General features: G+C 62.0%; 19 protein-coding genes and 1 other RNA gene. 11 read left to right on the forward strand and 9 right to left on the reverse strand.

What is annotated here, in order from left to right; genetic code table 11:
* The first annotated feature begins 10 nt into the window (after positions 1–10).
* Both OHL11_RS02675 and OHL11_RS02680 read left to right on the forward strand, forming a co-directional pair.
* The gene (locus tag OHL11_RS02675; RefSeq protein ID WP_263369931.1) at positions 11–1,444 is read left to right on the forward strand and encodes a metallophosphoesterase; all 1,434 of its coding nucleotides are present in this window, start codon (positions 11–13) and stop codon (positions 1,442–1,444) included.
* Positions 1,445–1,511: 67 nt separating this feature from the next.
* On the forward strand, positions 1,512–3,785 hold the full coding sequence (locus OHL11_RS02680) for a Tex family protein (RefSeq protein WP_263369932.1): 2,274 nt from the start codon (positions 1,512–1,514) through the stop codon (positions 3,783–3,785).
* A 66-nt stretch (positions 3,786–3,851) separates the two neighbouring features.
* On the opposite strand, the gene OHL11_RS02685 is transcribed toward OHL11_RS02680, so the two are convergent.
* On the reverse strand, positions 3,852–5,717 hold the full coding sequence (locus tag OHL11_RS02685; RefSeq protein ID WP_263369933.1) for an NHL repeat-containing protein: 1,866 nt from the start codon (positions 5,715–5,717) through the stop codon (positions 3,852–3,854).
* Between the two features lie 128 nt (positions 5,718–5,845).
* Positions 5,846–6,274: RNase P RNA component class A (rnpB, locus tag OHL11_RS02690), an RNA gene on the reverse strand.
* A gap of 104 nt (positions 6,275–6,378) precedes the next feature.
* On the opposite strand from rnpB, the gene OHL11_RS02695 reads away from it, so the two are divergent.
* Genes OHL11_RS02695 through OHL11_RS02705 form a run of 3 tightly spaced genes read left to right on the forward strand, consistent with a single transcriptional unit; the run spans position 6,379 to position 9,317 of the window.
* Entirely contained in the window at positions 6,379–7,605 is a 1,227-nt protein-coding gene (locus OHL11_RS02695; protein WP_263369934.1) for an ABC transporter permease, read from the forward strand.
* Positions 7,602–8,033 (forward strand): four helix bundle protein, encoded by a 432-nt coding sequence (locus OHL11_RS02700; protein ID WP_263369935.1) that lies wholly within the window; start codon positions 7,602–7,604, stop codon positions 8,031–8,033. Before OHL11_RS02695 ends, OHL11_RS02700 begins: the two co-directional genes overlap by 4 nt.
* Positions 8,034–8,069: 36 nt before the next feature.
* Positions 8,070–9,317 carry an ABC transporter permease gene (locus OHL11_RS02705; RefSeq protein WP_263369936.1) on the forward strand — a complete coding sequence of 416 codons (1,248 nt, stop codon included), beginning with the start codon at positions 8,070–8,072 and terminating at the stop codon, positions 9,315–9,317.
* A gap of 73 nt (positions 9,318–9,390) precedes the next feature.
* Here the strand turns inward: OHL11_RS02705 and hpnI are convergent, their stop codons facing one another.
* The 3 genes from hpnI to OHL11_RS02720 are packed head-to-tail and all read right to left on the reverse strand — an operon-like array spanning position 9,391 to position 13,428.
* Entirely contained in the window at positions 9,391–10,575 is a 1,185-nt protein-coding gene (gene hpnI / locus OHL11_RS02710) for a bacteriohopanetetrol glucosamine biosynthesis glycosyltransferase HpnI (protein ID WP_263369937.1), read from the reverse strand.
* A gap of 24 nt (positions 10,576–10,599) precedes the next feature.
* Positions 10,600–11,442 carry a DUF1003 domain-containing protein gene (locus OHL11_RS02715; protein WP_263369938.1) on the reverse strand — a complete coding sequence of 281 codons (843 nt, stop codon included), beginning with the start codon at positions 11,440–11,442 and terminating at the stop codon, positions 10,600–10,602.
* A 60-nt stretch (positions 11,443–11,502) separates the two neighbouring features.
* A complete protein-coding gene (locus OHL11_RS02720; RefSeq protein WP_263369939.1) occupies positions 11,503–13,428 on the reverse strand; it encodes a glycosyltransferase family 39 protein in 1,926 nt (641 codons plus the stop codon).
* 86 nt (positions 13,429–13,514) lie between these two features.
* Between OHL11_RS02720 and OHL11_RS02725 the strand changes: the two genes are divergently transcribed.
* On the forward strand, positions 13,515–14,636 hold the full coding sequence (locus OHL11_RS02725; protein WP_263369940.1) for a Rieske 2Fe-2S domain-containing protein: 1,122 nt from the start codon (positions 13,515–13,517) through the stop codon (positions 14,634–14,636).
* 3 nt (positions 14,637–14,639) lie between these two features.
* On the opposite strand, the gene OHL11_RS02730 is transcribed toward OHL11_RS02725, so the two are convergent.
* Positions 14,640–15,350 carry an MBL fold metallo-hydrolase gene (locus tag OHL11_RS02730; RefSeq protein ID WP_263369941.1) on the reverse strand — a complete coding sequence of 237 codons (711 nt, stop codon included), beginning with the start codon at positions 15,348–15,350 and terminating at the stop codon, positions 14,640–14,642.
* A gap of 60 nt (positions 15,351–15,410) precedes the next feature.
* On the opposite strand from OHL11_RS02730, the gene OHL11_RS02735 reads away from it, so the two are divergent.
* Together OHL11_RS02735 and OHL11_RS02740 are read left to right on the forward strand one after the other, a co-directional pair.
* Positions 15,411–16,400, forward strand: coding sequence for a cation diffusion facilitator family transporter (locus tag OHL11_RS02735; RefSeq protein ID WP_263369942.1), 990 nt, complete (start codon positions 15,411–15,413; stop codon positions 16,398–16,400).
* Positions 16,401–16,433: 33 nt separating this feature from the next.
* Positions 16,434–17,114 carry a Rossmann-fold NAD(P)-binding domain-containing protein gene (locus OHL11_RS02740; protein ID WP_263369943.1) on the forward strand — a complete coding sequence of 227 codons (681 nt, stop codon included), beginning with the start codon at positions 16,434–16,436 and terminating at the stop codon, positions 17,112–17,114.
* A 202-nt stretch (positions 17,115–17,316) separates the two neighbouring features.
* On the opposite strand, the gene OHL11_RS02745 is transcribed toward OHL11_RS02740, so the two are convergent.
* Together OHL11_RS02745 and OHL11_RS02750 are read right to left on the reverse strand one after the other, a co-directional pair.
* Positions 17,317–17,742 (reverse strand): OsmC family protein, encoded by a 426-nt coding sequence (locus OHL11_RS02745; RefSeq protein WP_263369944.1) that lies wholly within the window; start codon positions 17,740–17,742, stop codon positions 17,317–17,319.
* A 51-nt stretch (positions 17,743–17,793) separates the two neighbouring features.
* The gene (locus OHL11_RS02750) at positions 17,794–19,098 is read right to left on the reverse strand and encodes an NCS2 family permease (protein WP_263369945.1); all 1,305 of its coding nucleotides are present in this window, start codon (positions 19,096–19,098) and stop codon (positions 17,794–17,796) included.
* Between the two features lie 221 nt (positions 19,099–19,319).
* On the opposite strand from OHL11_RS02750, the gene OHL11_RS02755 reads away from it, so the two are divergent.
* Both OHL11_RS02755 and OHL11_RS02760 read left to right on the forward strand, forming a co-directional pair.
* Complete coding sequence (locus tag OHL11_RS02755) at positions 19,320–19,943, forward strand: hypothetical protein (protein WP_263369946.1); 624 nt, start codon at positions 19,320–19,322, stop codon at positions 19,941–19,943.
* Between the two features lie 107 nt (positions 19,944–20,050).
* Complete coding sequence (locus OHL11_RS02760) at positions 20,051–21,100, forward strand: aldo/keto reductase (RefSeq protein WP_263369947.1); 1,050 nt, start codon at positions 20,051–20,053, stop codon at positions 21,098–21,100.
* Between the two features lie 185 nt (positions 21,101–21,285).
* Here the strand turns inward: OHL11_RS02760 and OHL11_RS02765 are convergent, their stop codons facing one another.
* Positions 21,286–22,527 carry an MFS transporter gene (locus OHL11_RS02765; RefSeq protein ID WP_263369948.1) on the reverse strand — a complete coding sequence of 414 codons (1,242 nt, stop codon included), beginning with the start codon at positions 22,525–22,527 and terminating at the stop codon, positions 21,286–21,288.
* Between the two features lie 239 nt (positions 22,528–22,766).
* Between OHL11_RS02765 and OHL11_RS02770 the strand changes: the two genes are divergently transcribed.
* On the forward strand, positions 22,767–26,402 hold the full coding sequence (locus OHL11_RS02770) for an alpha-amylase family glycosyl hydrolase (protein ID WP_263369949.1): 3,636 nt from the start codon (positions 22,767–22,769) through the stop codon (positions 26,400–26,402).
* Positions 26,403–26,422: the final 20 nt, after the last annotated feature.

The raw sequence follows: 26,422 nt of genomic DNA on the forward strand, positions 1-26,422 counted from the left end.
GAGTGGTGAAATGTTGATCGGCCGTCAGTTACGCCTAGTGGCGTCGTTGTGTCTCGTTGCTTGCGGTGCCGGGATCTCCGGCGCGCGCGCTGCGGCGCAAACGCAGCCGGTGTTGATGCTCTCGGACGTACACTTCGATCCGTTCCGTGACCCCGCGAAGTTCGACGCGCTGCAGAAGGCGCCCGCGAGCGAGTGGGCATCGGTCCTGAGCAAGCCTGCAGCGTCTGCGCAGATTGAAGAGTTCCAGAAGCTCGCGAAGGCTTGTCCATCGCGTGGAATCGACAGCGATTGGCCGCTCTTCAAGGCGTCGCTTGAGCAGTCGCGCAAACGCATCGCGTCGCCTGCGTTCATCACCGTTACCGGCGACATGATGGCCCATGAGTTCGAATGCCGGTACGCGGCGCTCGGTGGTAAGCCTGCAGAGTATCCTGCGTTCGCGGCGAAGACGGTCGCGTTTGTGGCGTTGCAAATCCGCGCGGCGTATCCGAAGACGCCGACGTATATCGCGCTCGGCAATAACGACTCCGGCTGCGGCGACTACCGCGAAGATCCTGACAGCGCCTTTCTACGCGCTGATGCTTTGGCGCTCTCACCCCTGGCGCAGAGCGACACCGATAAGATCGCGCACGAGGCCTCACGCCGCGGCGATTGGAGCGTGGATCTTCCTGCGCCGTTCAAGGACGCGCGCTTACTGGTGTTGCAGGACATCTTCGAGAGTACGCATTTCAAGTCTTGCGGCGGCAAGCCCGACCGCGACGGCGCGGCCGAACAGGTGGCGTGGTTGAAAGCGCAGTTGCAGCAGGCGCGCGAGCAGCATAAGCAGGTCTGGGTGATCGGCCACATCGCACCGAGCATTGATGCGTACAACACCATCATTGGCGGCCATCAGGTGTGCAAGGGCGAGTCCGCGTCGATGTTGCTGGGCGACGATCATCTCGGCAGCACGCTCATCGCGTATGCCGATGTGGTGCGCCTGGCGCTCTTCGCGCATACGCATATGGACGAGATGCTCGCGTTGCACGACGGCGATCGCAGCGTGGCCGTGAAGATCGTGCCATCGATCTCGCCGATCAACGGCAATCATCCTGCGTTCACCATGGCGGATGTAGAGACGTCATCGTTCATCTTGAAGGACTATGCAGTCTATGTGGCGCCGAACATCGCTGGTGCAGGCGAGTGGAGCGAGGAATATCGCTACTCGTCGACGTATCATCTGCCCGCGTATGACGCCGCCGCGGCGAACACGTTGACCGCTGGCTTCCTGCACGATCAGGCGAGCCAGACGGCTTCGTCGCAGGCATATGAGAAGTACTTTTTTCCGGGCGATGGCGGCAAGCGCGCGATGGTGATGAAGCTGTTGTGGCCGGCGTATGCGTGCGCCACGGCGACGTATACGTCTGAGGGATATCGTAAGTGTGCGTGCGATGCGGCAGCCGCTAAGTAGCTGAACGCAAAGCGTCGAGATTGGGGCACCACATTTCCTCGCGCGGGTTCTTTAGCATCGTGGGAGTATGCCTGATGTAACCCCGCTCGAACCTCGCTTCGTTTCGCACATCGCCCAAACCCTCAGCCTGCCCGATGCTGGCGTTCGCGCCGTCATGGCGTTGATTGATGAAGGCTCTACCGTGCCGTTCATTGCGCGCTATCGCAAGGAAGCCACTGGCAACCTCGATGAAGTGCAGATCCGCGATGTCGCGGAGAAGATTGAGTACTTCCGCGAGCTCGTGCAGCGCCGCGAGACGGTGCTCTCGTCGATTGCCGAGCAGGGCAAGCTGACCGATGAGTTGAAGGCGCGCATCGTCGCGACGATGGACCGCAGCGAGCTCGAAGATCTCTACCTGCCGTACAAGCCGAAGCGCCGCACGAAGGCAACGATTGCGCGCGAGAAGGGCCTGGATCCGCTGGCGACGTACATGTGGGCGCAGACTCCGGCGGAGCTGGATCTTGTGGCGCTTGCGCAGTCGCTGGTCGATCCGGCGAAGGAAGTGAACACGATCGAGGAAGCGCTCGAGGGCGCGCGCCACATCGTCGCCGAGCAGATCAGCGAAGACGCTGAAGTGCGCAAGGCCGTGCGCCATGTGATGTTCGAGGAAGGCACGATCTCCGCGCGCAAGATGACCGACGCGAAAGACGAGCAGGAAAAGTTCAAGATGTACTACGAGTATCGCGAGCCGGTGAAGAACATCCCGTCGCACCGTATGCTCGCGGTGCGTCGTGGTGAAGCCGAGAACGTGTTGTACTGGCTGATCGAAACCGATGAGCCGCGCATGTTCGCGTTGCTGCGCTCGCGCATTCTGCACACGGATGGCGATTGGACCGCGCACCTCAACCTTGCGATTGAAGACTGCTGGAAGCGTCTGCTGAACTCGTCGATTCAGGGCGAGATTCGTCTGGAGTTGAAGCGTCGTTCGGACGCTGCGGCGATTGAAGTCTTCCGCGACAACCTCGAGCATCTGTTGCTCGCCGCGCCTGCGGGGCCCATCGGTGTGCTGGGCGTTGATCCTGGTTTGCGTACGGGCTGCAAGCTTGCAGTGGTCGATGAGACGGGCAAGTTCCTGGCGGAAGACGTGATCTATCCGCACACGGGCCGCACGAAGGAAGCCAACGACAAGCTTGCGGTGTTGATGGCGAAGCACAACATTCGCGCCATCGCGATTGGCAACGGCACGGCGTCGCGCGAGACAGATGCGTTCGTCAGCGACTTTCTCAAGGAGAAGAACCTGAGCGAGGTGTTCCGCGTGACGGTGTCGGAGGCGGGCGCCAGCGTGTACTCGGCGAGCGATGTGGCACGACAGGAGTTTCCGAACCTCGACCTTACGGTGCGTGGCGCGATCTCGATTGCGCGCCGCTTGCAGGACCCGCTGTCGGAGTTGGTGAAGGTCGATCCAAAGTCGATTGGCGTGGGGCAGTATCAGCACGACGTCGATCAGCGTCAGTTGCAGCAGCAGCTTGGAGCGACGATTGAAAGCTGCGTGAACCGTGTGGGTGTGGACCTCAACACCGCATCGTGGACGCTGCTGCGTTACGTCGCGGGCATCAGCGAGCGCATTGCGCTGAACATCGTGAGCTATCGCGATGCGAACGGCCGCTTCAACTCGCGTGCGCAGCTGCGCGAGGTGTCGGGCGTTGGGCCGAAGACCTTCGAGCAGGCTGCGGGCTTCTTGCGGATTCGCGATGGCGAGCAGCCGCTCGACAACACGGCGGTGCATCCGGAGTCGTATGGGTTGGTGGAAGAGATTGCGCGCTCGCTTTCGACGCCGGTGTCCGACCTGATTCGCAATCCGGCGCAGCTGGCGGGCGTGAAGAAGGATAGCTTCGCTGTGGGTTCGTTCACGCTGAACGACATCCTCGAAGAACTGAAGAAGCCGGGGCGTGATCCGCGCGATAAGTTCGTCGCGCCGAGCTTCAACGAGAGCGTACGCGAAATTTCGGATGTGAATCCCGGCATGGTGCTCGAAGGAGTGGTGACGAACGTGACGAAGTTCGGTGCGTTCGTCGACATCGGCGTGCATCAGGATGGTCTGGTGCATATCTCCGAGGTCTCGAACAAGTTCATCAAGGACCCGAGCGAGGTGCTGAAGGCGGGGCAGATCGTCAAGGTGAAGGTGCTGTCAGCAGACGCGAAGACGAAGCGCATTTCGCTTTCGATCAAGCAGCTGCTGGCGCCGTCGGCCCCGCAGGGCGGCGGAAAGAAGAAGGGCGATTTCAAGCCGAAGGCGGCCCCTCCGGCGTTGTCCATGGAAGACAAGCTCGCGAGCCTCGGCTCGAAGTGGAAGACGCGCTAGATCTGAAGCGCAAATAGAACGGCCGCCTCGCGTAGAGGCGGCCGTTCTGTTTGTAGGCGTCGCGCTTTAGGGGACGGCAGGGAACGCCGTCATCGGCGTCCTGGTGGGCGCCGCCAGGCCGAAGAACATGACGATCTTGTTCGCTCCTCGGTCGGTCATCCAGACATTGCCGCTTGCATCGACCGCTGTGGCGAAGGGCTGGATCAGCGAGAGGTCTCGCCCATAGCCGGGTGCGGGCGAGATGGCGGATGCGGGAGTCTTCGCGCCAAGGCTGCCTGCGATCACGGAAAGCGATGCCCCGTGGTAATTGGGAACGAAGAGGTTGCCGTTGGCGTCAATCACGAGTGCCGACGGACTGGCGAGACCTCCACCGCTGGCTTGATTGATCAGCACCGTATTGGCGGGCGAGATTTCGCTCACGGAGCTGCTGCCGTAATTGGAAACCCAGAGGTTGCCCGCGGGGTCAGAGGCGATGGCGTTGCCGTTGTCGCAGCAGCTGATCTGCGTCGGAGTGACGGAACTGTTCAGCGGCGCGTGCGTGGTCATGGTGCTGGAGTTCAGGGCGAACCACACCCCGTGATTGGCGTCGGGAACAACCCCCTGAACAAGCGGCGCGTAGCCCAGCCCGACGTTCGTGTAGAGCACGTTCATGCTCAGGTCGAGGATGGTGGCGTTGCCGCCCGCGCTGCCACCGTAGTAATTGCCGACGATCATGGTTCCATTCGTGTCCCAGGCAATGGACTCGGGGAAGCTGAAGGTGGTGTCACCGATGGTGTTGACGAGGGATCCCGGGGAGGATGATGAGGCCGCAGCCCACTCGAAGACAGAGCCTTTGCTGATGGAGCTGCGTACGGGAGTTTCTTCCGACGTGGCCCAGACGTTGTCGTTACCGTCGATCGCGACACCGAAGGTCTCCGCGAAACTCTGGTGGGAGTAGGGCGAGCCGGCGAGCGATGCGCCCTGCGCGGTAAAGCCGGCGATGCTGGCGTTGGCGCTGCCAGCCCAGACATTGCCCAGGCTATCGACAGCGACCGCCGTGGGTAATGTGAAGTTGGCGTTCGAGGTGCTGAAGGTCATCGTCCAATCGCTGGGGGCGCTGGTCAACGTCGGCATAAAGGGCACCTGCGCTGGCAGCGTGTTGTAGACCTCGGTGACGTTGTGTCCGGGGTTGCGCACGATGTCCAGCGCCGCGCTCCAGACGTCCGTCGGCGCGGAGCCGCCCGCTGGGGTGGCGGCGGTGAAGAGCGGTTGGCAGCCCGAGCCGCCGTCGGAGTTCACACAGCTCGCCAACGCGTCGGCGAAGGTGTAGAGCTTGGTTGTTTCTGTGCTCTGCGTGCTGGGCAGTACAGGCGCAATGCCGGTAGAAGTCGAGGCGATCAACTGCGCGTCGAGCATGGCGTTGCGGATGCCCGTAAGGTTCGTCGCGGAGGAGCCGATGTGAGCGTAGTCGCCCGAGAACGCCTGCAGGGCATAGGCCGCTGCGGCTGTCGTCACCTCCGTAACATTCAGGATCGTGCTGCTGCCCAGTGTGCTGCAATCGCCGATCACGACCATCTCGACCAGCGCGGGGTTGGTGCCGCTGGGCAGGCCGGGGTTGCCACCGACGGCGGCGAGGTACATCTGGTCCGTGGCGGAGCCGCAGGTGTACAGACCGGTGAGGTTGAACATGCCGAACTGGTCGGTGGTCACCGTCTGGGTGAGCAGGTCAGTGGCGGCGGAGGCGTAGCCCGTTTTGCCGGCGGCGTAGAGGTGGATCGTCGCGCCTGCGACAGGCTGGTTGCCGCCCATGATAGTGCCGTGGACCTGCAGCGCTTGTGCGCTGCTGGAAGAGTTGATGGCGCCAACGCCGCAGCCGGTCAACGGAGCGACAGCAGCGAGCGCGCACACGAAGAGGGAGAGCCGGCCAAGGCGGGAAAGAGAGAGAGCGTCCATAGTAGCCCCAGCATACGCCAATGATTTTGTTGTCGAAACCACAAAAGCCGCACAAAATCAGGTCTTTGGATACCACGAAAGATACCGGGCATGTACCACTGCGGGGCGGACTTATGGACTGGGATGAAGTGTGCAGGTGGCCCGTAAGCCGAATTTTGTTCTAGGCGATCATTCCTCTAGGCCAGCCATTACTGACTGGCTCCAGCAACCTACCCGCAGGTTCCGGCGTGTCCGAAGACACCTCTTCGCCTGGACGTGACGGGCCGCCACGCGATCGCGCCTTGAAGAGCGGCGTTCGATCTCCCTGCCTATTTGGTCTTGCTCCGTGTGGGGTTTACCGTGCCGTACGCATTGCTGCGGACGCGGTGGGCTCTTACCCCACCCTTTCACCCTTACCTCCGTTGCCGAAGGCGGTTTGCTTTCTGTTGCACTGGCCGTATCGCGAGCCTTGACGCTCGGACCCCGGACGTTATCCGGCACACTGCCCTGCGGAGTTCGGACTTTCCTCCCCTCCCCGACGCCGAAACGCGGGGAGCAGCGATCACCCGACCACCTGCACAGCCTCTATTGTACCGGCGCAGGGAACCAACTGCGCGGGAATCGCGTATGGCATCGGGACGACACCTGCAGAACGGTTAGACTGGTCAGGCCCCTTCAACCCATGGATACTCGCGACGCATTCCGCATGGCGCTGGACGCGCTCTGGACGAACAAACTTCGCACCGTGCTCACACTGCTGGGCGTGGTGATCGGTGTTGCCTCGGTGATTGCCGTGGTCACGCTGGTCAACGGTGCGAACGTTTACGTTGCATCGAAGTTCAACCGCTACGGAGCGGACACGTACACCATCTCCAAGCAGCCGAGCTTCATGACGAGCTATCAGGAGTACCTGCGCTATCAGAAGCGCAAGAACGTGACGCTGGACGAGTATCGCTATGTGCAGGAAAACTGCGGACACTGCCAGAAGGTCGGCGCGATGCAGGGCGCGACGGGCAAAGTGGTTTACAAGACGCAGAGCACGACGGATTCGACGATCCGCGGCTACACATCGCTGATGGCGTCCATGCAGAACCTCGACATCGTCGAGGGCCGCGACCTGACGCAGAGTGATGAAGACCATGCGTCGCGCGTCGCCATCATCGGGCAGGACATTGAAGACAACGTGCTGCGCGGCGAAGATCCGCTGGGCAAAGAGATCCGCGTCGATGGCGTGCCGTACACGGTGGTTGGCCTTGCGGAGAAGCAGGGCTCGACGCTCGGGCAGTCGCAGGACAACTTTGTCGCCGTGCCGTTGACCGCGTACCAGAAGACCTACGGCACGGCGAAGACGCTCACGATCTACGTGAAGGCCGGCAACGCGCCCGGTGCGATGGAGACTGTGGGCGATGAGTTGCGCGTGCTGATGCGCGGCATTCGGCACGATCGCCCGGATGAGCTGGACAGCTTCAACCTCGACACTTCGGACACGCTTGCAGGGTTCTTCTCGCAGATCACCAACTCCTTCGGCGCGGTGGCCGTGGCGATTGCGGCGATCTCGCTGGTGGTCGGCGGCATCGTCATCATGAACATCATGCTGGTCTCGGTAACTGAGCGGACGCGCGAAATCGGCGTGCGCAAGGCGCTGGGCGCCCGGCGCGGCGACATCCTCAAGCAGTTTCTGATGGAGAGCGCGACGATGGCCTTTGTCGGCGGCTTGATCGGCGTGGCCACGGGCATCGCGGGTGCGAAAGGCATTACGTACCTCATTGATTTCCCCTCGACGATCGCCCTGTGGAGCGTCTTCGTAGGGCTTGGTGTGGCGATCAGCATTGGCATTTTCTTTGGGGTGTATCCCGCGCGCAAGGCGGCGGACCTGGACCCGATTGTGGCGTTGAGGAGTGAGTTTTGACGTCAGTCGTCAGTGAAGAGTGGAAAGTCATAAGTGATGATGAGAGCTTCGACATTACGAGATTCCGTTGCGTGGCAGAAGTCGATGGCTTTGGCAAAGGCCGTGTATGTTGCCACGCGGGATTTCCGGTGGATGAGCGATTCGGTTTGACGAACCAACTGCGCCGCGCGGCCGTCTCTGTGCCGAGCAATATTGCGGAAGGCCGCGGTAGGCTCTCCGCAGGAGAGTTTGTTCATTTCCTGGGCATCGCCAGAGGCTCGGTATTAGAGGTCGAGACGCAACTTGAACTCGCACTCTCGTTCGGCTTTGGCGACCCTGAGACGCTACTCGATACCCAGGCACTGGCAACGGAACTTGGAGTGATTCTGAATGCATCGATTGCAACTCTTCGCGAACAGAAACATATCAAGCGAACCGCGAACTCATAAACTTTTCACTTACGACTTTTCACTTACGACTTCCCTATGAAAGCCACCGATCAACGCGAATCCGTACGCATGGCGCTCGACACGCTGCGCGCCAACAAGCTGCGCTCGAGCCTCACCATCCTCGGCATCGTTATCGGTGTGATGACGGTGATCGCGATTTCGTCGGTGATCAACGGGCTGAACTCGTCGGTGAGCAGCATGGTGGAGTCGCTGGGCAGCAACGTGCTGTGGGTCTTCCGCTTTCAGTTCGGCATGGGCCGGCCGACCGCCGAAGAACTCGCACGCAAACAGTTCACCTACGACGACATGACGGCGCTGAGCGAGCTTCCGCATGTGACGGCGGCCTCGGCCTCCCTGCGGTATCAGAACTTCCAGTTCAACGCGGGCTCGACGATCGGCAAATACAAGGGCCACAAGGTGGAGAACCTGTCGCTGGAGGGGGACACCGTCAGCGTGCAGCAGGTGTACGACTGGAACCTGAAGGACGGGCGCTACTTCACGCAGAATGAGCAGGAGCGCGCAGCAGATGTCGTCGTGCTGGGTCACGACGCGGCTGAAGATCTCTTCCAGGGCGAAGAGCCGATCGGCAAAGAGGTCGATATCGCTGGTCGTTACTTCACGGTGATCGGCGTCGTGGACAAGCAGAAGCAGGCCTTTGGCGGCGGCAAGAACCCTGACGACAGCTTCGCGTACTTTCCGATTACGACCTTTCACAAGCTGCATCCCGAGGTGCTGGACTACTGGATTTCGGTGAAGTTCGATGACCAGAAAAACCGCCCGCTGGTGGAGGACGAGATGCGCGAGCTGCTGCGTCGTCGCCGCAAGGTGCGCAACGAGCAGAACGACAATTTCGCGATCTTCGGCGCGGACTCCATCACGCGCTTGTGGAACCAGGTGACCGCATCGCTCTTTCTGCTGATGTTCGGCTTGAGCTCGATGGGCTTGATGGTGGGCGGAGTCGGCGTGATGAACATCATGCTCGTGTCCGTGACCGAACGCACGCGTGAGATCGGCGTGCGAAAGGCCATCGGTGCGACGAAGAAGATCATCCTGCTGCAGTTCACGCTGGAGGCGATTGTGCTCTGCGCGATCGGCGGTGTCATCGGCATTACGATGGGTGCGCTGATCGCGTTGGTGCTGAAGATCTTCCTGCCGAGCGAGATCTCGCTGCTTTGGGTGACCTTTGCGTTCTTCGCTTCGTGCCTGATCGGCTTGGTCTTTGGCGTCTATCCCGCGTGGAAAGCCGCGAATCTGGATCCAATCGAAGCCCTGCGGTACGAGTGAGCGGGCGAGTCGTTCGTGGAAGGCATGAGAAGCACTTGCGCTTGCGGCGAACCCGCTAACCACTTACGACTAACTACTTCGCCTCTTCTGCCACCCGCTCCAACTTGCCTTGATGCAGGCGAAACTTCTCACCACGCCACACGATGACATCGCTGCTGTAGCTCCACCCCCAGATGAAGAGGCCGGAGAAGTCGCGCAGGGGCAGCAGCCACAGGTCGCGGATCACCTGCACATCCTTCAGCAGGCCTACGCCGATCGTGAGCGCGACGGTGACGCGCACGAAGAGTGCAAAGCTGAGCAGTGCGATGCTCCACAGTGCCGCGCCGCTGGCCACGACCGCGAGCACCGCCCACGGCAGCACGTAAGTGATGCCCAGGCCGATGTACCCGGCGCGCCGTGAGTCGCGCGTGGAGCGTGCCCAGCGCAGTTGATGGTCGAGGTATCCGCGCAGCGTATACGCAGGCACATCGGTCTCGACAACCTCGGGTGCGAGCTCCACACGATAGCCCTGGGCTGCGAGGCGAGCGCCAAGTTCGTAGTCGTCGGCAAGCTGGTCAACGAGGGACTCGAAGCCGCCAATGGTGGCGAGCGCAGTCTTCGTCGTCGCAAGTGTAGACCCGAGACCGAAGCGGATGCTGCCTTCGAGTTTGCGCGCGGTGAGCACGCCGGGCATAAAGTCCGTAGAGATGCCGAGCGCTTCGAGCTTGCTCCACGTGGTGCGTGTGGAGAGGCCGATGTACGGCGCGGTGACGAGGCCGACCTTCGCGTCTGCGAACGGGCGCATGATTTCGGTGAGGTACTGCGGACCGACGAGGATGTCGCCATCGTTGACGACGATGTGCTCGAACTGCGCGGCAGGCAGCATCTGGATGAGGTTCGAGACCTTGCCGCTGGTGCCCATTCGCTGCGCGCACTCGATGAGCTGAATCGCGACGTTGGGGAACTCTTCGCGCAGGCGAACGATCTCAGCGACCGCCGGATCGTCGAGCGAGCTGACGCCAAAGACGATTTCGAACTCGCCGCCATACTGCTGCTGGCAATGGCTGACAAAGCCCGCATACATGCGCGGGTCAATGCCTTTGACGGGCTTCAGGATGCTGACAGAAGGCAGGAATGGCGCGGCTTTGCGCGCCGTGCGGGTGTCGCGCACGAAGGCACGTGCACCCAACAGCGCAAGCGCGTTGTAGGCGATGCCGGAGATCGTGATGAGCCCGGCGAAGAGCTCGGCTCCCGTCGAGAAAGTTGCGGCGACATCCATCGGCTCTAGTGTATCGAGGTTCGTTTAGCGCTGCGGTTTGGCGTCTGTGCGCGTGCGCTCTTCGAGGTCGCTCATCTGCTCGCTCAGGAAGTTGAGACGGCGGCCAAGCTCCTGCACTTCGCGTTCTGCGCGGCGATTCACTTCGAAGTCGAGCTCCGAGCGCACGCGGTCCTTCGTGTCCTGGCGGTTCTGGCTCATCATGATCACCGGCGCTTGAATCGCGGCGAGCATGGAGAGGAAGAGGTTGAGCAGGATGAATGGGTACGGGTCCCACGCGCGTCCGCGAAGGATGATGTTGACGAGCGTGTAGACCGTGAGCGTGACGATGAAGATGATGATGAAGGTCCACGAACCGCCGAAGCGGGCAACGCGATCGGCAATGCGCGCGCCTACGGTCTCTTCCTCGTCGATAAGTTCGTTGGGGCTCTTCGCGGAGCGCGAACGAACGATGGCCTGCGTCTGGTGGATCTCACGCGCCAGCACGGTGAGCATGTCGATGCCCGACTGCGGCTTGGCCGCGAGAAGCGCAGAGAGATCATTGCGATCGACCTCGATGCAGCGGCTGCTGTCGACCGCGTAGGCCGTCGTCTTGTGCTCGGTGTGGTCGAGCATGGAAGCGAAGCCGAAGATGTCGCCGTGGTGTGGCTCGGAGAAGGTGACCTCTTGGCCATCTTCGTCGAGCAGGGTAACGCGGACGGCGCCTTCGAGCATGACGTAGGCGCGCTCGCTGAGCTCGCCGGTCTTATAGATGCGTTGCTTGGGCGCAAATTCGCGCATCTCCACCTGTGCGGCGAGTACGGCCAGCTCTTCGTCGTCGAGTAGCGAGAAGAGGGGAACGTGCTTCAGTTCTTCTTTGTTGCAGGCCATGCGTGGAGTTCTCCTATGCAGCTTGGATGCGCGAAGAACAGTCTACCGTCGCGATAGGAATCAACGTTGATTGCTGACGATCTCTTTGCCACCGCTGATGGCGAGTACATAGACGTGGCCGGGGAGCGCGGGAAGCTGGTTCGGCGGATCGGTGAGGCTCTGCCAAAGGAAGATGCGCTGCGAGCCGGGCCATTTTTCCGCGAGTGTTGAGGGTGACTCAAAGATGCGCGGCGCGTCGGGGAAGAAGCTGCCGTACCAGAGGTTCGAGCTGCGGCCCTCAAGGATGTGGAGGTCGTTGCGCTGCAGGTAGAAGCCGAGCGTGGAGCCGGCTTCGTACTCGCCGTGCAAGACGATGAGGTCGTTCGGCTGCACGAGCGGCGCGATGCGTTCGGCGAGTTGCGCTGAGGTGAGCACCGGCGCGAAGGTCTGCAGGCCAAGGTGTGCGGCGATGAGGAAAAGCAGTGCGCCGCTCGCGAGTGCGAGGTTGGAGGCGTGCGTTTGAGCGCGGCGACGAAGGAGAAGCGCGGCCATCGGCGCTGCGAAGAGCGCGAGGATCGCGAGCATCAGCGGCGTGCGGAACATGCCCATCGCGCGTGTGTCGAGGTCGAGCACGTGGCCCATGCTCAGGGCGTAGTCGCCGGGATTCTGGCTGAGGAGCGTAGCGAGGTCCGTGCCTGCGGGTGGGGCTTTTGCGACGAAGAGCAGCGCAATGGCCGCGATGGCGAAGAGGCTTCCTAGAGCCACAACGACGACGAGGCAACGCGTCGTGGCGCGGCGTTCGCGGCTGGCGGGAGCGGAGGCTTCTTCGCGCACAAGCCAGCCAGCGATGAGGATGCCGATGGCCGGCAGCGCGGGCAGGATGTAGTACTCCTGCCGCGTGGAGAGCGTGAAGAAGAGCAGCACGAAGCCTGCCCAGGTGACGACGAGCAGCGTGCCGCGCTCCTGCAGGCTGAGCGTGTGCGTGCGGAAGCGTGCACGCCACGCGGCGTTGCGGAAGGGCAGCGCGTTTGTGATGGATTTGAAGAAGAACGCCGACCACGGCATCAGCCACACAAAGCACAATCCCCAAAAGAGATACAGCGGCGAGGTGTCGTAGTCATGCGGCACGCGCAGATTGAGGTAGCGCAGCAGGTGCTCGTTCATGAAGTAGAACCAGAACCAGCCGCGCACGTTGCCGTCAGTGGGCAGCGGCACATGCCAGTGGCCGTTCATGAAGAGGAAGGGTGCGGGGTGGCCTGCGCCGGGGTTGGCAAGGCCGATGAGCACATGCCACGGCGTCGCGATGGCGAAGAACGCGAGCAACGCAACGGCCCACGGTAGCTTGTTCGCGCGCGTGAAGGCTCCGCGGATGCCGTAGGCGAGCAGCAGATAGAGCACCACGATCGCCAACGGAAAGACGAGACCGATGAGGCCCTTCGACAGCACGCCGAGCGCGCAGGCGAGGCCGAAGAGCAGGCCGTTGCAAGGCGTTTCGTTGCCGTCTTCTTCGCAGCGCAGCAGAGCGTACATCGCCAGCGCAAGCCACAGGCAGACGAAGCCGTCGGGCAGCGTGATGCGCGTGAAGAGGAAGATGCCCGCGCTCGAAAGCGTGATGAGCGCGGCGTACACGCCAGCGCGTGCGTTGCTGTAGAGGCGGCGTGCGAAGGCTTCGACGGCAAAGGTCAATCCGAGCACGCCGAGCGCGATGGGGATGCGCGCGGCGATGGCGAAGGCTCGTGCCGATACGAAGCCGAAGAGGCTCGCGAGCTTCATCGATGCGGCCATCGACCAGTACATGAGCGGCGCTTTTTCGAGGTAGCGGATGCCGTTGGCGTAGAGCGTCACCCAGTCGTGGCGCACGAGCATTTCGCGCGCGACCTCGGCGTGTACGGAGTCGGCGTCGTCCAGCAGCGCGGGACGCACGAGCGCGAAGCTGGCATAGACGGCGAGCCACACGAGCAGAAGCGCGAGCGTGGTGGAGCGGGTGCGTTGTGGAGCGGCGGGCATTGGCTCCCAGTGTAGATGCGGAGTCGTGTGCGCGCGGTCACTTCCCGGGTTCGCCGATTCGTCGTACGCTTCTTCTAGTGGATTCCATGCGCCCCATTCGACCGGCCGACCACACCAGCCCATTGGTGGAGATCACCGCTGCCGCCAAGCCCGGCCCGCCTGCGGAGATGATCTTCGGGGAGTGGTATCCGGCGCTGCGCTCGAGCGGCATTAAGCGCGGTGGCACGGCGCTGACCACGCTGCTCGGCATCCCCATGCTGCTTGGCCGCAAGAACGATGGCACGATCTTTGCGATGCGCGATATGTGTCCGCATCGCGGCATTCCGCTTTCGGCCGGTTGGTATGACGGCGAGACGGTGCAGTGCAAATATCATGGCTGGCGCTTTGAGCCCTGCAGCGGTCGCTGCGAGGAGATTCCATCGCTGACGAGCCATGACTCGCTGGAGCCGACGAAGATTTTTGCGAACAGCTTTCCGGTGGTCGAGCGCGATGGCTATGCGTGGGTGTATGTGCCGGAGGCGGGTGCGGGGCGCTTGAGCGCGCAGGACGCGTTGCCGCCGGTGCCGGAGCTGCCGAAGTTTTCTACGCGCTATCGCTCGGCGCATCTTGTGGCCGACCTTCCTTGCAACGTCGATCACGGCATCATTGGCCTGATGGATCCTGCGCATGGGCCATTCGTGCATCGCGCCTGGTGGTGGCGCAGTGCGGCGAGCATTCACGAGAAGACGAAGAAGTTTGAACCGATCCCTGATGGTTTCAGGATGAGTCCGCACACGCCGAGCTCGAACTCCGCGCCGTACAAGCTGCTCGGTAAGCCGACGACGACCATCGATTTTGTGTTGCCGAATCGCCGTTACGAGACGATAGTGGCGGAGAAGAACGGCAAGCTGCGTTGGTTCTCTTCGCTGACGACCGTGACTCCGGTGACCGCGAGCACCTGCCGCATCGACGTGCTGGCCGCGTGGGACATCGCATATCACGTGCCGTTCATCACGCCGATTGCGAAGCTCTTCGGCGCGCGCTTCGTCGACCAGGACCGGCAGACGATGGTGGAGCAGGCGCAGGGCTTGCGCTCGAACCCCGCGCTCATGCTGATCGACGACGCCGACAAGCCTGCGAAGTGGTACTTCGCGCTGAAGCAGCGACGGTTGAAGGGCGTTGGCGAACATCCGCTGCAGGGGCCGGTGGAGCTCCACTGGCGCAGCTGAAGGCTACTTGCCGGGGCGCGTTTCCGCCGCAGCGATCGCTGCGAGCAACGCTTTGTTGCCGCCTTCGACGATGCGGCCGTGGCCTGCGGCGATGCGGGCGATCGGAAATTCGTTCAGCTTGCGGACGCTGGCCAGCGCAGTCGGCGTGTGCCATGTCGCGCGCACCGGAAACCACCACGGAGCCCAGCCGCTGACGGTCGTCGTGCCGCGCAACGTGCCGACGGCATCTCCCGCGTAGAGCGTGCCGTCGCGCTCATCGAGAAACGCGAAGTGCCCGGGCGTGTGGCCGGGCGTGGCGATGCAGCGCAGCGAGCCGAAGAGCTCGCCGTCGCCGACGAAGTGCGTGGGCGGAGTGTTGCAGCCGGGCGTGCCGCCGCGGATAGGCGTTTGCGGCTCTCCGGGGTCGAGCGAAAGGTCCTGCGCGGGCGGCTTGGGCAGCCAGCGGGCATCGCGTGCGCTGATCACGACGGACACCTCGCCGAGAGCGGCCTTGAGTTCATCGACTGAGCCAATGTGGTCGACGTGCGCGTGCGTCAGCAGGATGCGGCGAATCGGCGCACCCGCTTCCTGCGCGGCTTTCAGGATCGTTGGCCCTTCACCGGCTACGCCGGTGTCGATCAACGTGAAGCCGTCCTGCTCGCGCAGGAGATAGCAGTTCACCAGCCCAAACTTCGTGATTTGCGTGCCGTACGTGCCGATCTGCGTGATCTTCATGGACACCCTCCGCCGCTTCATTCGATGCGCTATGGCGTGCCCGAGGCGTAAACTGATCGTATGGCTTCTTCGCCGCAAGCCGCGCCTTCTGCCGTGCAGCGCATCCTGAAGTTTTCGCTCGCGCTCACGCTCCTCTACATTCTCGCCACGCTGTACTACGGCCTGCGTTCGTACTCGCTCGCGCTGATTTCTGAGGCCGGGCACAACGTTTCGGACTTCCTCGCGCTGGCGCTGAGTTTCGTGGCCGTGTGGCTGCAGACACGTCCGCCGAGCGATGCGCGCACCTTTGGCTATCAGCGCGCGGGTGTGCTCGCGGGCTTTGTGAATGCGCTCACGCTGCTGCTGCTCTCGCTTTGGATCGCGGTGGAAGCGGTGATCCGCTTCTGGTCGCCGGTGTCGGTGCAGGCGAACGTGATGATGGTCGTCGCGGCGGCGGGTGTGCTGATGAACGGCGCGATTGCCGGGCTGCTCTGGAAGTTTTCAGGGGACATCAACATTCGATCGGTCTTCCTGCACATGCTGGGCGACACGATTTCGACCGCGGCGGTGATCGTCGGCGGTTCCGTGATTCGCTTCACGGGTTGGCAGTGGATTGATCCGGTGCTGTCGCTGGTGATCGCAGGTATGATCGCGTTGAGCTCGTGGGGCATCGTGCGCGAGTCGCTGCATATTCTGCTGGAAGGCACGCCGCGTTCGGTGGACCTCGACGCGGTACGCACGGCGATGAAGAAGGTGCCGGGCGTGGTGAGCGTGCACGATTTGCATGTGTGGAGCCTCACGTCGAAGAGCCACGCACTCGCGGCGCATGTGCAGGTGATCGAGATGCCGCTGGCAGACACGAAGACGATTGTCGAGCGCCTGAATCATGAGCTGCGCGATCATCAAGGCATTCATCACACGACGATTCAGCTTGAAGTGACCAACTGCACGGCAGAGCACTTTGAGAACTGCTGCCAGCCGCCGGAGCTCGAAGTCGTCGACGGCCACTCGCACCATCATCACGGGCCGGGCGGGCATCATCACGATCATGACCATGCGCACGCGCATTGAGTGCGTGTCTGGCGAGCCTGCATCTAACGAAGTATGAGTACAAAGCCGATCAGCGTTATCGTGACAGGCACCACCGGCATGGTGGGAGAGGGCGTGTTGCTCGAATGCCTCGCCAGCCCCAGCGTCAGCCGCGTGTTGAGCGTCGCGCGCAAGCCGTGCGGATACACGCATCCCAAGCTTGATGAAGTGATCGTGCCGAGCTTTCTTTCGCTGGCGGATGTGGAAGAGCAGTTCGTGGGTTACGACGCTTGCTTCTTCTGCGCGGGTGTGTCGTCACTCGGCAAGGACGAGGCCGAGTACACGCGCATTACGTATGACACGACGCTGCACTTTGCGGAGACGCTCGCGCGGTTGAATCCGCTGATGGTATTTGAGTACATCTCTGGCGCGGGCACGGACTCCACCGAGCAGGGCAAGAGCATGTGGGCGCGCGTGAAGGGCCGCACGGAGAATGCGTTGGCGCGGTTGCCGTTTCGCGCTGTCTACAACCTGCGCCCCGGCATGATGCGACCGAGTGAGCATCAGCGTCATGTGCCGGGAATGATGAAGGCGATAGGCGCGTTGTATCCGGTGATGCGCGTGGTCTTGCCCAAGCACGTGAGCACACTTTCGCAGATCGGTCGCGCGATGATTCGCATAGCTATCGACGGAAGCTCGAAGCGCGTGCTTGAAGTGTCGGATCTCAATGCGCTGGCGTCTAGCCGTGACGAGTAGCTCGAACGGTCGTCTCAGGTCTCGCCTCTGAGATCCGGATTTTCAGAGAGATTCGCAAGGGCCGAAGAGTTGAGCACGGCGCAGATTCTCGCTCTCCCACGTCTCAAGAATCGAGACGTGGGGCACCCGGCGTACAAGGGCACGCGCAACAAAGGCCGCTCGCGGTGAGCGGCCTTCGTTCTAAATTCTAAATTATGTGGGGTTAGACGAGCGTTGCGTCGAGCGTGATTTCAGCGGCCTTCAGCAGGCGCGAGATCGGGCAGCCTTCCTTGGCCTTCTTCGCCAGCTCGTCAAACTTTTCCTTGTCGATGCCGGGCACCTTGGCCTTGGTGACGAGGTGAATCTTCGTCACGGTCGGTCCTTCTTCGGTGGTTTCCATGGTCACGGTCGCTTCGGTGGCGAGATCTTCGGGCGTGTGCTCAGCCGAGGTGAGCTGCGCGCTGAGCGCCATGGTGAAGCAGCCCGCGTGCGCAGCAGCGATCAGCTCTTCGGGGTTGGTGCCAACGCCGTTTTCAAAGCGCGTCTTGAAGCTGTATTGCGTGTCCTTGAGCGTGCCGCTCTGGGTGCTGATCTTGCCTTCGCCCTCTTTCAGGCTGCCGTGCCAAACTGCGGATGCTGTGCGGTCCATCGTGAGTCTCCTTGCAGAAGTCTGCTGTGAATGAGATGCCAGTATGCCAGCTTAGGTGTGCATCCACACGAAACGTGCGATGAATAATGCGGCGAGCAGGTAGAGCATCCAGTGTTGGCGGCGTGCGCGGCCGGTGGCGATCTCCAGCGCAGCAAAGCTGATGATGCCGAAGCTCAGGCCGGTGGCGATGGAGTACGTCAGCGGCACCATGATGAGCGTGAGGAAGGCCGGGATTGCGACGCGCGGCTCGTTCCACTCGATGCGCGCAGCTCCGGCGACCATGAGCGCGCCGACGAGGATCAGCGCGGGTGCGGTGGCGAACTCCGGCAGCGCGCCGACGATCGGTGCGACGAAGAGTGCGATGAAGAAGAGGATGCCGGTGACGATGGCCGTCACGCCGGTGCGTCCGCCAGCGGCCACGCCCGAGGAGCTTTCGATGTAGCTGGTGACGGTCGAGGTACCGGCGAGTGAGCCGACGACGGTGGCCGAGGCGTCAGCGAAGAAGATCTTATCGAGGCGCGGGATGGTGTGGTCTTCGGAGATAAGCCCGGCGCGTTCGGTCACGGCGACGAGTGTGCCGATGTTGTCGAAGAGATCGACGAAGAGGAAGACGAAGATGATCTCGAGCGCGTGCATGTGCAGCGCGCCGCGAACATCCAGGTGAAAGGCCGTGTCGCGGATCGCGAGCGGATTCAGCGTGCTGGGGTGCCAGTGCATCTGTCCGCAACAGATGCCGACGAGCATGGTGCCGAGCACGCCGATGAGCATCGACGCCTTCACGTGATACGCCTGCAGCACCGCCGTGAGCGCGATGCCGAAGAGTGCCAGCAGCACCGTGGGCGAGTGCATGTTGCCGAGCGTAACGGTGGTCGCGGCGCTGGGCACGATGATGCCGGATTCGCGCAGACCGATGAAGGCGATGAAGAGGCCGATGCCTCCGGCGACCGCAGAGTGAAGCTGATAGGGAATCGCCGCGACCAGCTTCTGACGAATGCCGCCGAAGGTCAGCAGCAGGAAGATCACGCCGGAGAGAAACACCGCGCCGAGCGCCGTTTGCCACGGCACGCCCATGCCCTTCACCACGGTGTAGGTGAAGTACGCGTTGAGCCCCATGCCCGGCGCGAGCGCCAGCGGGTAGTTCGCCAGCGCGCCCATCAGAATGGAGCCGAAGGCCGCGCAGAGACACGTTGCCGTAGTGACCGCTGCGAGCGGCATCCCGGTCTCCGACAGGATGGTCGGGTTGACGAAGATGATGTACGCCATGGTGACGAAGGTCGTCACACCGGCGAGAATCTCCGTGCGCCAGGTGGTTTCGTGCTCGGCAAAGCGGAAGTAGCGTTCAAGACGGCTGCGCATCAGCGGACGGAGACTCCTTCACGTTGGTGGTGCGGGTCGAAACGGATATTGGCTTCAGCATACGTGAACGCAGGGTGACTGCGGAGTTCTTCCGCGCGAGAAGTGACAGGAGCACCGCAGCGCGCGTCTAAGCTTAGGGTATGCAGCGAGCGGTTCTTCTCATGGCGGCGATGGGGTTAGGTGCATGCGCGTACGCGCAGACGAAGCATCCACGGCCGTTTGTGATCCGTACGCACCGCATGGATGTGGACGTGGACGGCTCGCCCCGCGCGTATGGGCCGGACGGTTTCAAGACGCTCGATGTGCCGCAGGATGCGCACTCGCAGCGCCGACCAAACGCGCCGATCGTGGGCTATATGACCGACCACGGAAAGCCCGTGGTGCAGGGGCCCAGCGATCCTGCCCCGGGATACTATGTGTCGCAGACGACCTTCGAGGATGACTCGCTGCCGGAACGCGATCCGCGGCGGTATGTGGATGCGACGAAGATCAACTACGTTGTGCTGGGCGATGAAGCGCGTCGTCGCGGTGCGCGCATTGGGGATTTCGTCGCGGTGTACTCCAAGCTGCATCGCGCATGCGTGTTCGGCATCGTGGCGGATGCGGGCAATCCTTCAGGCGATGAAGGCTCGCTGCATCTGTTGCAATCGCTGGGTTACGGGTTCCATGATGGCCGCAATGAGTCTGTCGAAGAATCCGACATCTTTGTGCGTTTTTATCCGCGATCGAACCCGGATGATGTATTTTTTCGGCAGCAGTCGAAGCTCGATGCGTTTGCGAGAAAGCAAGGCATAAGCTGCGACTTCTCTGACGTAGCGGCATCGAAGAAGACATTGAAGCGATAGCGCGCTGTGTGTGCCGCGTGCGGAATGCGCTTCCTCTAACAAGCAACGTGCTGCGCATGGGCCCTTGATGTTTGCTGCGTGGCCGAAACCTGCAAGGAGATATACGCATGGAATACCGTCAGCTTGGACGCTCAGGCCTCTTCGTTCCCGAACTCTGCTTTGGTACCGGAACCTTCGGTGGATCGAATGAGTTCTTCAAGGCCTGGGGCAGCACGCAGGACAAAGAAGCCGCTGGATTGATCGACGTCTGCATGGAAGCCGGCTGCAACTTCTTCGATACGGCTGATGGCTATTCCAACGGCCACAGTGAAGAGGTGTTGGGAAAGGCGATCGCGCACCTGAAGCGTGAAGACGTGCTGCTTTCGACGAAGGCGACCTTCCGCCAGGGCCCGGAAGTGAACAACGTGGGTAGCTCGCGTTATCACCTCGTGCAGTCGCTGGAGAAATCGTTGAAGCGCCTGAACACGGACTATGTGGACGTGTATCACATGCATGCATTCGACGCGCTCACGCCGCCGGATGAGATGCTCTCGACGCTGAACAACTTCGTACAGTCGGGCAAGGTGCGCTACATCGCGTGCTCGAACTACTCGGGCTGGCACCTCATGAAGTCGCTCTCGGTAAGCGAGCGCTATGGCTGGGCGAAGTTCATCGGCCATCAGGTGTACTACTCGATGGTCGGCCGCGACTACGAGTGGGAGCTGATGCCGCTCGCCGCGAGCGAAGGCGTGGGCGCGCTGGTGTGGTCGCCGCTGGGCTGGGGGCGTTTGACCGGCAAGATTCGCCGCGGCCAGCCGCTGCCGGAAGGCAGCCGCTTGAACACGAAGGTCGTGCACGATGCAGGCCCAACGCCTGATTGGGAACTGGTCTACAAGGTTGTCGATGCGATTGACGAGGTCGCCAAGGAAACCGGTAAGACCGTGCCGCAGATCGCGCTGAACTGGCTGCTGCGCAAGCCGACGATCTCCACGCTGATCATCGGCGCACGCAACGAAGAGCAGTTGAAGGCAAACCTTGCGTCGACCGGCTGGAAGCTGACCGATGAGCAGATAACCAAGCTGGACGAGGCCTCACGCGTGCCGCTGGCGTATCCGTACTGGCATCAAGTGCAGTTGAAGGAGCGCAACCCGTTCCCGGTAGAGCAGGTGCTGGTGTAGCAGGTCAACCGCACACGCTGGGTGCCCCACCTCTGCGCGGCTTCCTGTGCAGATGGGGGAGGACGAGCATGTTGGTGGCCTCGAGGCCTGCAAATCCAGGCCGCAGTCTCGAGACCTGGGGTACTGGTTCTTGGCTGCAATGGAAAGGCCCGGCATGGCGCCGGGCCTTTGTCCTTGGTGATCCACTACATCGCTTCGTGAAAATCGCGACTGTGGTTCTCGGGGCCGAAAATCATCAGCAGAAACAGCACCGAGATCGTGACGAGCTCGAAAGATGCCAGCGCCCACGAATAGCCGAAGTGTTCCCGCAGGAAATTCTGCAGCGGGGAAACCGGTGATGTCAGCAGCACGCCGAGTTGATAGGTGAAACCCGCGAAGAGGCCGCGAATCGCGGAAGGCGAAAGCTCGTTGAGATGTGCGGGGATCACGCCGAACGCGCCCTGCGTGCCGGCCTGCATCAGCATCGCACCGAGCGTGATCGCCATGACGCTCGCGCCGAAGGCCCACCAGTGCATCGAGATCAGGCAGAGGCACAGCGCGGCCATCACACCATAGCGGCGGCCGATGCGCTGTGAAAGCTGGCCAAAGATGAGTGCGCCTACGATCGCCGCGAGGTTATAGAGCACCGCGATGCCGAGCGAGGCCTTCATCCCCAGCACCGTGACGCCCTGCATGAACGGCAGCGTGCGCAGGAAGTCAGGGTAGAGGTCCTGCGTGCCGTGCGAGAGCGAAGTCATTCCCGCCATCAGGATCAGAAGGTAGAGGAAGCGTGTGCGGTAGCTGACGAGCGCGCGGAAGATATGGCCCATCGACGGCATCTTCGTCTGCTCCCACGCGTCGGACTCCGGCGCGAAGAGCGTGAGCGCGATGATCACCGCGGCCAACACGGTGCCGCAGTAGAACATGGCATGCCAGCCGAAGCGCGGCGTAATGAACTGCATCGCCAGCGCCGCCAGCAGGTAGCCGAGCGGATAGCCAGCCTGCATCAGGCCGCTCAACATGCCTCGTTTCGCGCGCGGGGCAGACTCCATTGCATACGACGCGCCGATGCCCCAGTAGCCACCCATGCCGATGCCGTAGAGGCAGCGGCAGAGCATAAAGAGGCCATACGTCGGCGCGAGGCCGGAGCAAACGGTCACCGTAGAGAAGTAAGCCACGCAGACGATCAGCGGCCATTTGCGGCCGAGTTTGTCGGCGACGGCGCCGAAGATGAGCGCTCCGACAGGCCGCATGGCGAGCGTCATCGTCATCGTCCAAAGAATGGCGCCCTTGCTGACGCCATAGCGCGCCATGAGCTCGGGGAAGAGGAAGACGAGGATGAAAAAGTCGAATGCGTCTAGAATCCAGCCTAAAATTCCGGAGGCCACCGCAAAGGGCCAGCCCGGCGTATCGGCTTGGGGAGCGCGCGAATCATCGGCGAGGTGCATGTGCGGAAGAGTATCGCATTCATCACGCGCCTGGCTTTACAAACGGAGGCGGCGCATCTGCATCCTAGTACTCATCGAGTTGTCGGCGATGACGTTTAGGATGTTTGCAACACGATAATCCTGTTGGTTTGGCTCTGTAGCTCGGTTGCTGCGGCAGCACACGAAATTTCTGCAAAGCACCGTTCCTCGCAAGGCGCGCGCGGGCGGTCTCACTCACGACAAAGACGCCGAGGCTTGCGATGGAATTCCACATTCGCCGCGATCTGCGCGACAAACTTGAGCTCGACGATCTGCTCTTCAGCTACACCGGCAACGTGGTTTTTGCGAACGTTGCTGCCAGCCGCAAGCTCGCGCAACAGCTCAACAAGGTACGCGACGCGGAGAACGATCCGTCGAAGATCGTGAACGCCGGCGCTCTGTTTGCCATGGGGTTGATCGACGAGCTGAACCACGCGCTCATCGCCAAATATCGCCAGGAGCGCGACCCGCGCCTGCTTACGGAAGGTCTTGCGTGGTTCGCGCAGCAGGTGGAGACGCAGCAGCCCGGCGCGCTGAAGCATCTGCTGCTGAAGTTCACCGACATCTTCCCGAACATGGACGTCTATCGCGGCAAGGAGTCTGCCGCGCAGTGGCTCGACAAGGCGACCGAAGGGATGCCAAACCGCGAGGCGGCGCTCGAAGAGCTGCTGTTGCTGTGGCTCGCCAACCAGAACCCCGCGTTGAAGAGTTTTCAGGAGATGTTCGCGGACAAGGAGCTGCGCGAGGGAACCGCTTATCCGAAGGTCGCGGAAGGCTTCCCGGAGTACTTCAAAACGCGTCCGCCGGTGGCGCCGGAGCTAGGCTCGCTGCTGGATGTGCTGCGCGCGCCGATGCTGGCTTCTCCGGATTCGCTTGCAGGTCAGCTCGAGTACATTCGTGTGCACTGGGAGCCGATCATCGGCGGTGAGATGAAGCGTGTGCTGCTCGCCGTGGACACGCTGCGTGAAGAAGACATCGCGATCTGGATGCGCTTCAATCCTCCTGCGCCTGACTGGTATCGGCACGGAGCGCCGACGCGCGGCGATGAGGGTTTCGAAGGCGACGAGTACATGGGCTTTGAGGACGAGTGGGTGACCGACGCCCACGGTCGTCGTGTGCGCAAGTACTCGTACGACTACCAGGCGCCGCTCGACGAGTATGAGGCGTTCTCGGCGGACCAGGCATGGATGCCCAACGTCGTGATGATGGCGAAGAGCACCTATGTGTGGCTCGAGCAGCTCTCGAAGAAGTATGGTCGCCACATTCACCGGCTCGACCAGGTTCCGGATGAAGAGATTGCGCTGCTGGCCGACCGCGGCATCACCGCATTGTGGCTCATCGGTCTGTGGGAGCGTTCGACGGCCTCGCGCACCATCAAGCATCTGCGCGGACATGGCGATGCCGTGGCTTCGGCATATTCGCTGAAGGATTACTCGATCGCCGCGGACCTTGGCGGCTATGAAGCGTATGAGCATCTGAAGCGTGCGGCAGCGCGGCACGGTCTGCGTCTCGCGAGCGACATGGTGCCGAACCACATGGGCATCGACTCGTCGTGGGTGATCGAGAACCCTGAGGCGTTCCTCTATCGCTGGGAGTCGCCGTACCCGAGCTACTCGTTCAACGGCCCGGACCTCTCGACGGACTCGCGCGTGGAGATCAAGCTCGAAGACCACTACTACGATCAGAGCGATGCGGCCGTGGTCTTCCGGCTGCGTCATTACGCGGACAACACGACGCGCTACATGTACCACGGCAACGATGGAACGACCTTCGCGTGGAACGACACTGCGCAGCTCGACTACACGAAAGCGTGGGTGCGCGAGCAGGTGATGCAGACGATTCTGCACGTAGCGCGCATGTTCCCCATCATCCGCTTCGACGCGGCGATGGTGCTGGCCAAGCGCCATGTGCAGCGACTGTGGTTCCCGCTGCCGGGGGCCGGCGGATCGATTCCTTCGCGTGCGGAGAGTGCGATCAGTCAGGAAGAGTTCGATGCGCTGATGCCGCATGAGTTCTGGCGCGAAGTCGTGGACCGCGTCGCCGTGGAAGTGCCCGGCACGCTGTTGCTCGCTGAGGCCTTTTGGATGCTTGAAGGGTACTTCGTGCGCACGCTCGGTATGCACCGCGTGTACAACTCCGCGTTCATGAACATGCTGCGCGATGAAGAGAACGCCAAGTACCGCAGCTATCTGAAGAAGACGATCGAGTTCGATCCCGACATCCTGAAGCGCTATGTGAACTTCATGTCGAACCCCGATGAGCGCACGGCGATCGACCAGTTTGGCTCGGGCGATAAGGCGTTTGGCGTAGCGGTGTTGATGTCCACGCTGCCTGGCTTGCCCATGTTTGGCCACGGTCAGATCGAAGGCTACACAGAACGCTACGGCATGGAGTTCAAGCAGGCGAAGATGGACGAGCGTCCGAATGACTACCTCGTTCAACGCCATCAGACCGAGATCGCGCCGCTGCTGAAGAAGCGCTACATCTTCGCGGAGAGCGCAGACTTTGTGCTCTACGACTTCTGGACGCAGCACGGTACGGTGGACGAAAACGTCTTTGCGTACTCGAACAACTTCCAGGGCGAGCGCTCGCTCATCTTCTACAACAACAGCTACAACTCGACCTACGGCACGATCCATCATTCGGCTGCTTCAATGGACAAGGGCAGCGGACAGTTGCGCCAGCGCTCGCTTGCCGATGGGCTTTCGTTGCCCTGGGATGATGGCTTGTTCTTCGCCTATCGCGATCGCACCACGAACCTCGAGTTCATCCGTCGTGCGAACGACTTCCATCACAACGGCCTCACGCTGCCGCTGCGTGGCTATCAATACGCGGTGCTGCTCGACTGGCGTGAGCTGCGTGCAAGCGCAGAGCATCCGTGGAACGAGCTGTGTGATTCGTTGAATGGCGCTGGCGTTTACTCGTTGGAGGAGGCGCTGCGCAAGTTACGTCTGCGTCCGCTGCACGATGCATTGCGCGGCTTGTTGCAGCAGGGCCCGATTGCTGAGCTGGTGGCGAAGTCTGCGCAGCTTTGCGCTGCAGAAGGCACTGCCACCGCGAAGGTCGAAGCGCAGGATGAAGTGCTGAAGAACTACGCCGCACGCGTCGCCGAGCTCGTGGTGTTGGCGAAGAGCTTCCTGCCTGCGAGCACGTCGAAGACGCTTCCGACTGCGAAGGCGATTGAGCAGCAACTTGAAGCGCTCTTGCAGCTTCCGAAGTGGGAGCGCGGCTTCTCAACACTCTGGCCAAGCGCGGTACGCCAGGTGCTTCCGACCGACGATAGCGGTCCGCTGCAATGGCTGCCCGCACTGGCGTGGCTCATCGTGAAGCAGCTTGCGACCGTTGGCGTGGCTGTGGAGGCGTTTGACGCACTCGCATTGCGTGAAGTGATCGCTGAGACTGCGGCGGCTGTGGGGCTTGAAGGCGAACGCGCGTGGCAGGCTGCAGCAATCGTCCGCGCGCAACTCGTGTGGACGTTGGAGTCTGTCACGAAGCCTGCGTTCTGGCAGGATGGCGATGTGCGCTGGCTTATCGGCGTCAACGAGCACGAAGGCAAGCAGTACGGCAACAAGGAGCGCTTCGAGCAGCTGCTCTGCGCGCTGACGTTGCCGGAGTTGTCTGCGGCGACGGCAAAGCCGGAGGCTCTGGAGAAGCTGGTAGTGAAGCTCTGCCGCGCGATGGAGAGCGCGGGCTACGAGATCGGTGCGTTCCTGCAACCCGTCACGCCGAAGCGCGAACTTGCCGAGGTAGACAATGCCAGCACCGAAGTGGCCGTTGTCCCCGAAGCTGCTACGGCCGAGCCGAAAGTGAAGGCGAAGGTCGCGACGAAGCCTCCGGCGAAGAAGCCCAAGAAGTAGTTACAAGGCAGAAGGCCGGA

Source organism: Granulicella cerasi, from assembly GCF_025685575.1.
Lineage (GTDB): Bacteria > Acidobacteriota > Terriglobia > Terriglobales > Acidobacteriaceae > Granulicella > Granulicella cerasi.

Excerpts from the sequence above, each read along its gene's own strand:
- OHL11_RS02740 (WP_263369943.1), top strand. The coding sequence starts at position 16,434 with ATGAGTACAAAGCCGATCAGCGTTATCGTGACAGGCACCACCGGCATG.
- OHL11_RS02760 (WP_263369947.1), top strand. The coding sequence starts at position 20,051 with ATGGAATACCGTCAGCTTGGACGCTCAGGCCTCTTCGTTCCCGAACTC.
- OHL11_RS02730 (WP_263369941.1), bottom strand. The coding sequence starts at position 15,350 with ATGAAGATCACGCAGATCGGCACGTACGGCACGCAAATCACGAAGTTT.
- OHL11_RS02715 (WP_263369938.1), bottom strand. The coding sequence starts at position 11,442 with ATGGCCTGCAACAAAGAAGAACTGAAGCACGTTCCCCTCTTCTCGCTA.
- OHL11_RS02675 (WP_263369931.1), top strand. The coding sequence starts at position 11 with ATGTTGATCGGCCGTCAGTTACGCCTAGTGGCGTCGTTGTGTCTCGTT.
- OHL11_RS02720 (WP_263369939.1), bottom strand. The coding sequence starts at position 13,428 with ATGCCCGCCGCTCCACAACGCACCCGCTCCACCACGCTCGCGCTTCTG.
- hpnI (WP_263369937.1), bottom strand. The coding sequence starts at position 10,575 with ATGGATGTCGCCGCAACTTTCTCGACGGGAGCCGAGCTCTTCGCCGGG.
- OHL11_RS02725 (WP_263369940.1), top strand. The coding sequence starts at position 13,515 with ATGCGCCCCATTCGACCGGCCGACCACACCAGCCCATTGGTGGAGATC.
- OHL11_RS02680 (WP_263369932.1), top strand. The coding sequence starts at position 1,512 with ATGCCTGATGTAACCCCGCTCGAACCTCGCTTCGTTTCGCACATCGCC.
- OHL11_RS02705 (WP_263369936.1), top strand. The coding sequence starts at position 8,070 with ATGAAAGCCACCGATCAACGCGAATCCGTACGCATGGCGCTCGACACG.
- OHL11_RS02750 (WP_263369945.1), bottom strand. The coding sequence starts at position 19,098 with ATGCGCAGCCGTCTTGAACGCTACTTCCGCTTTGCCGAGCACGAAACC.
- OHL11_RS02745 (WP_263369944.1), bottom strand. The coding sequence starts at position 17,742 with ATGGACCGCACAGCATCCGCAGTTTGGCACGGCAGCCTGAAAGAGGGC.
- OHL11_RS02770 (WP_263369949.1), top strand. The coding sequence starts at position 22,767 with ATGGAATTCCACATTCGCCGCGATCTGCGCGACAAACTTGAGCTCGAC.
- OHL11_RS02765 (WP_263369948.1), bottom strand. The coding sequence starts at position 22,527 with ATGCACCTCGCCGATGATTCGCGCGCTCCCCAAGCCGATACGCCGGGC.
- OHL11_RS02695 (WP_263369934.1), top strand. The coding sequence starts at position 6,379 with ATGGATACTCGCGACGCATTCCGCATGGCGCTGGACGCGCTCTGGACG.
- OHL11_RS02685 (WP_263369933.1), bottom strand. The coding sequence starts at position 5,717 with ATGGACGCTCTCTCTCTTTCCCGCCTTGGCCGGCTCTCCCTCTTCGTG.
- OHL11_RS02735 (WP_263369942.1), top strand. The coding sequence starts at position 15,411 with ATGGCTTCTTCGCCGCAAGCCGCGCCTTCTGCCGTGCAGCGCATCCTG.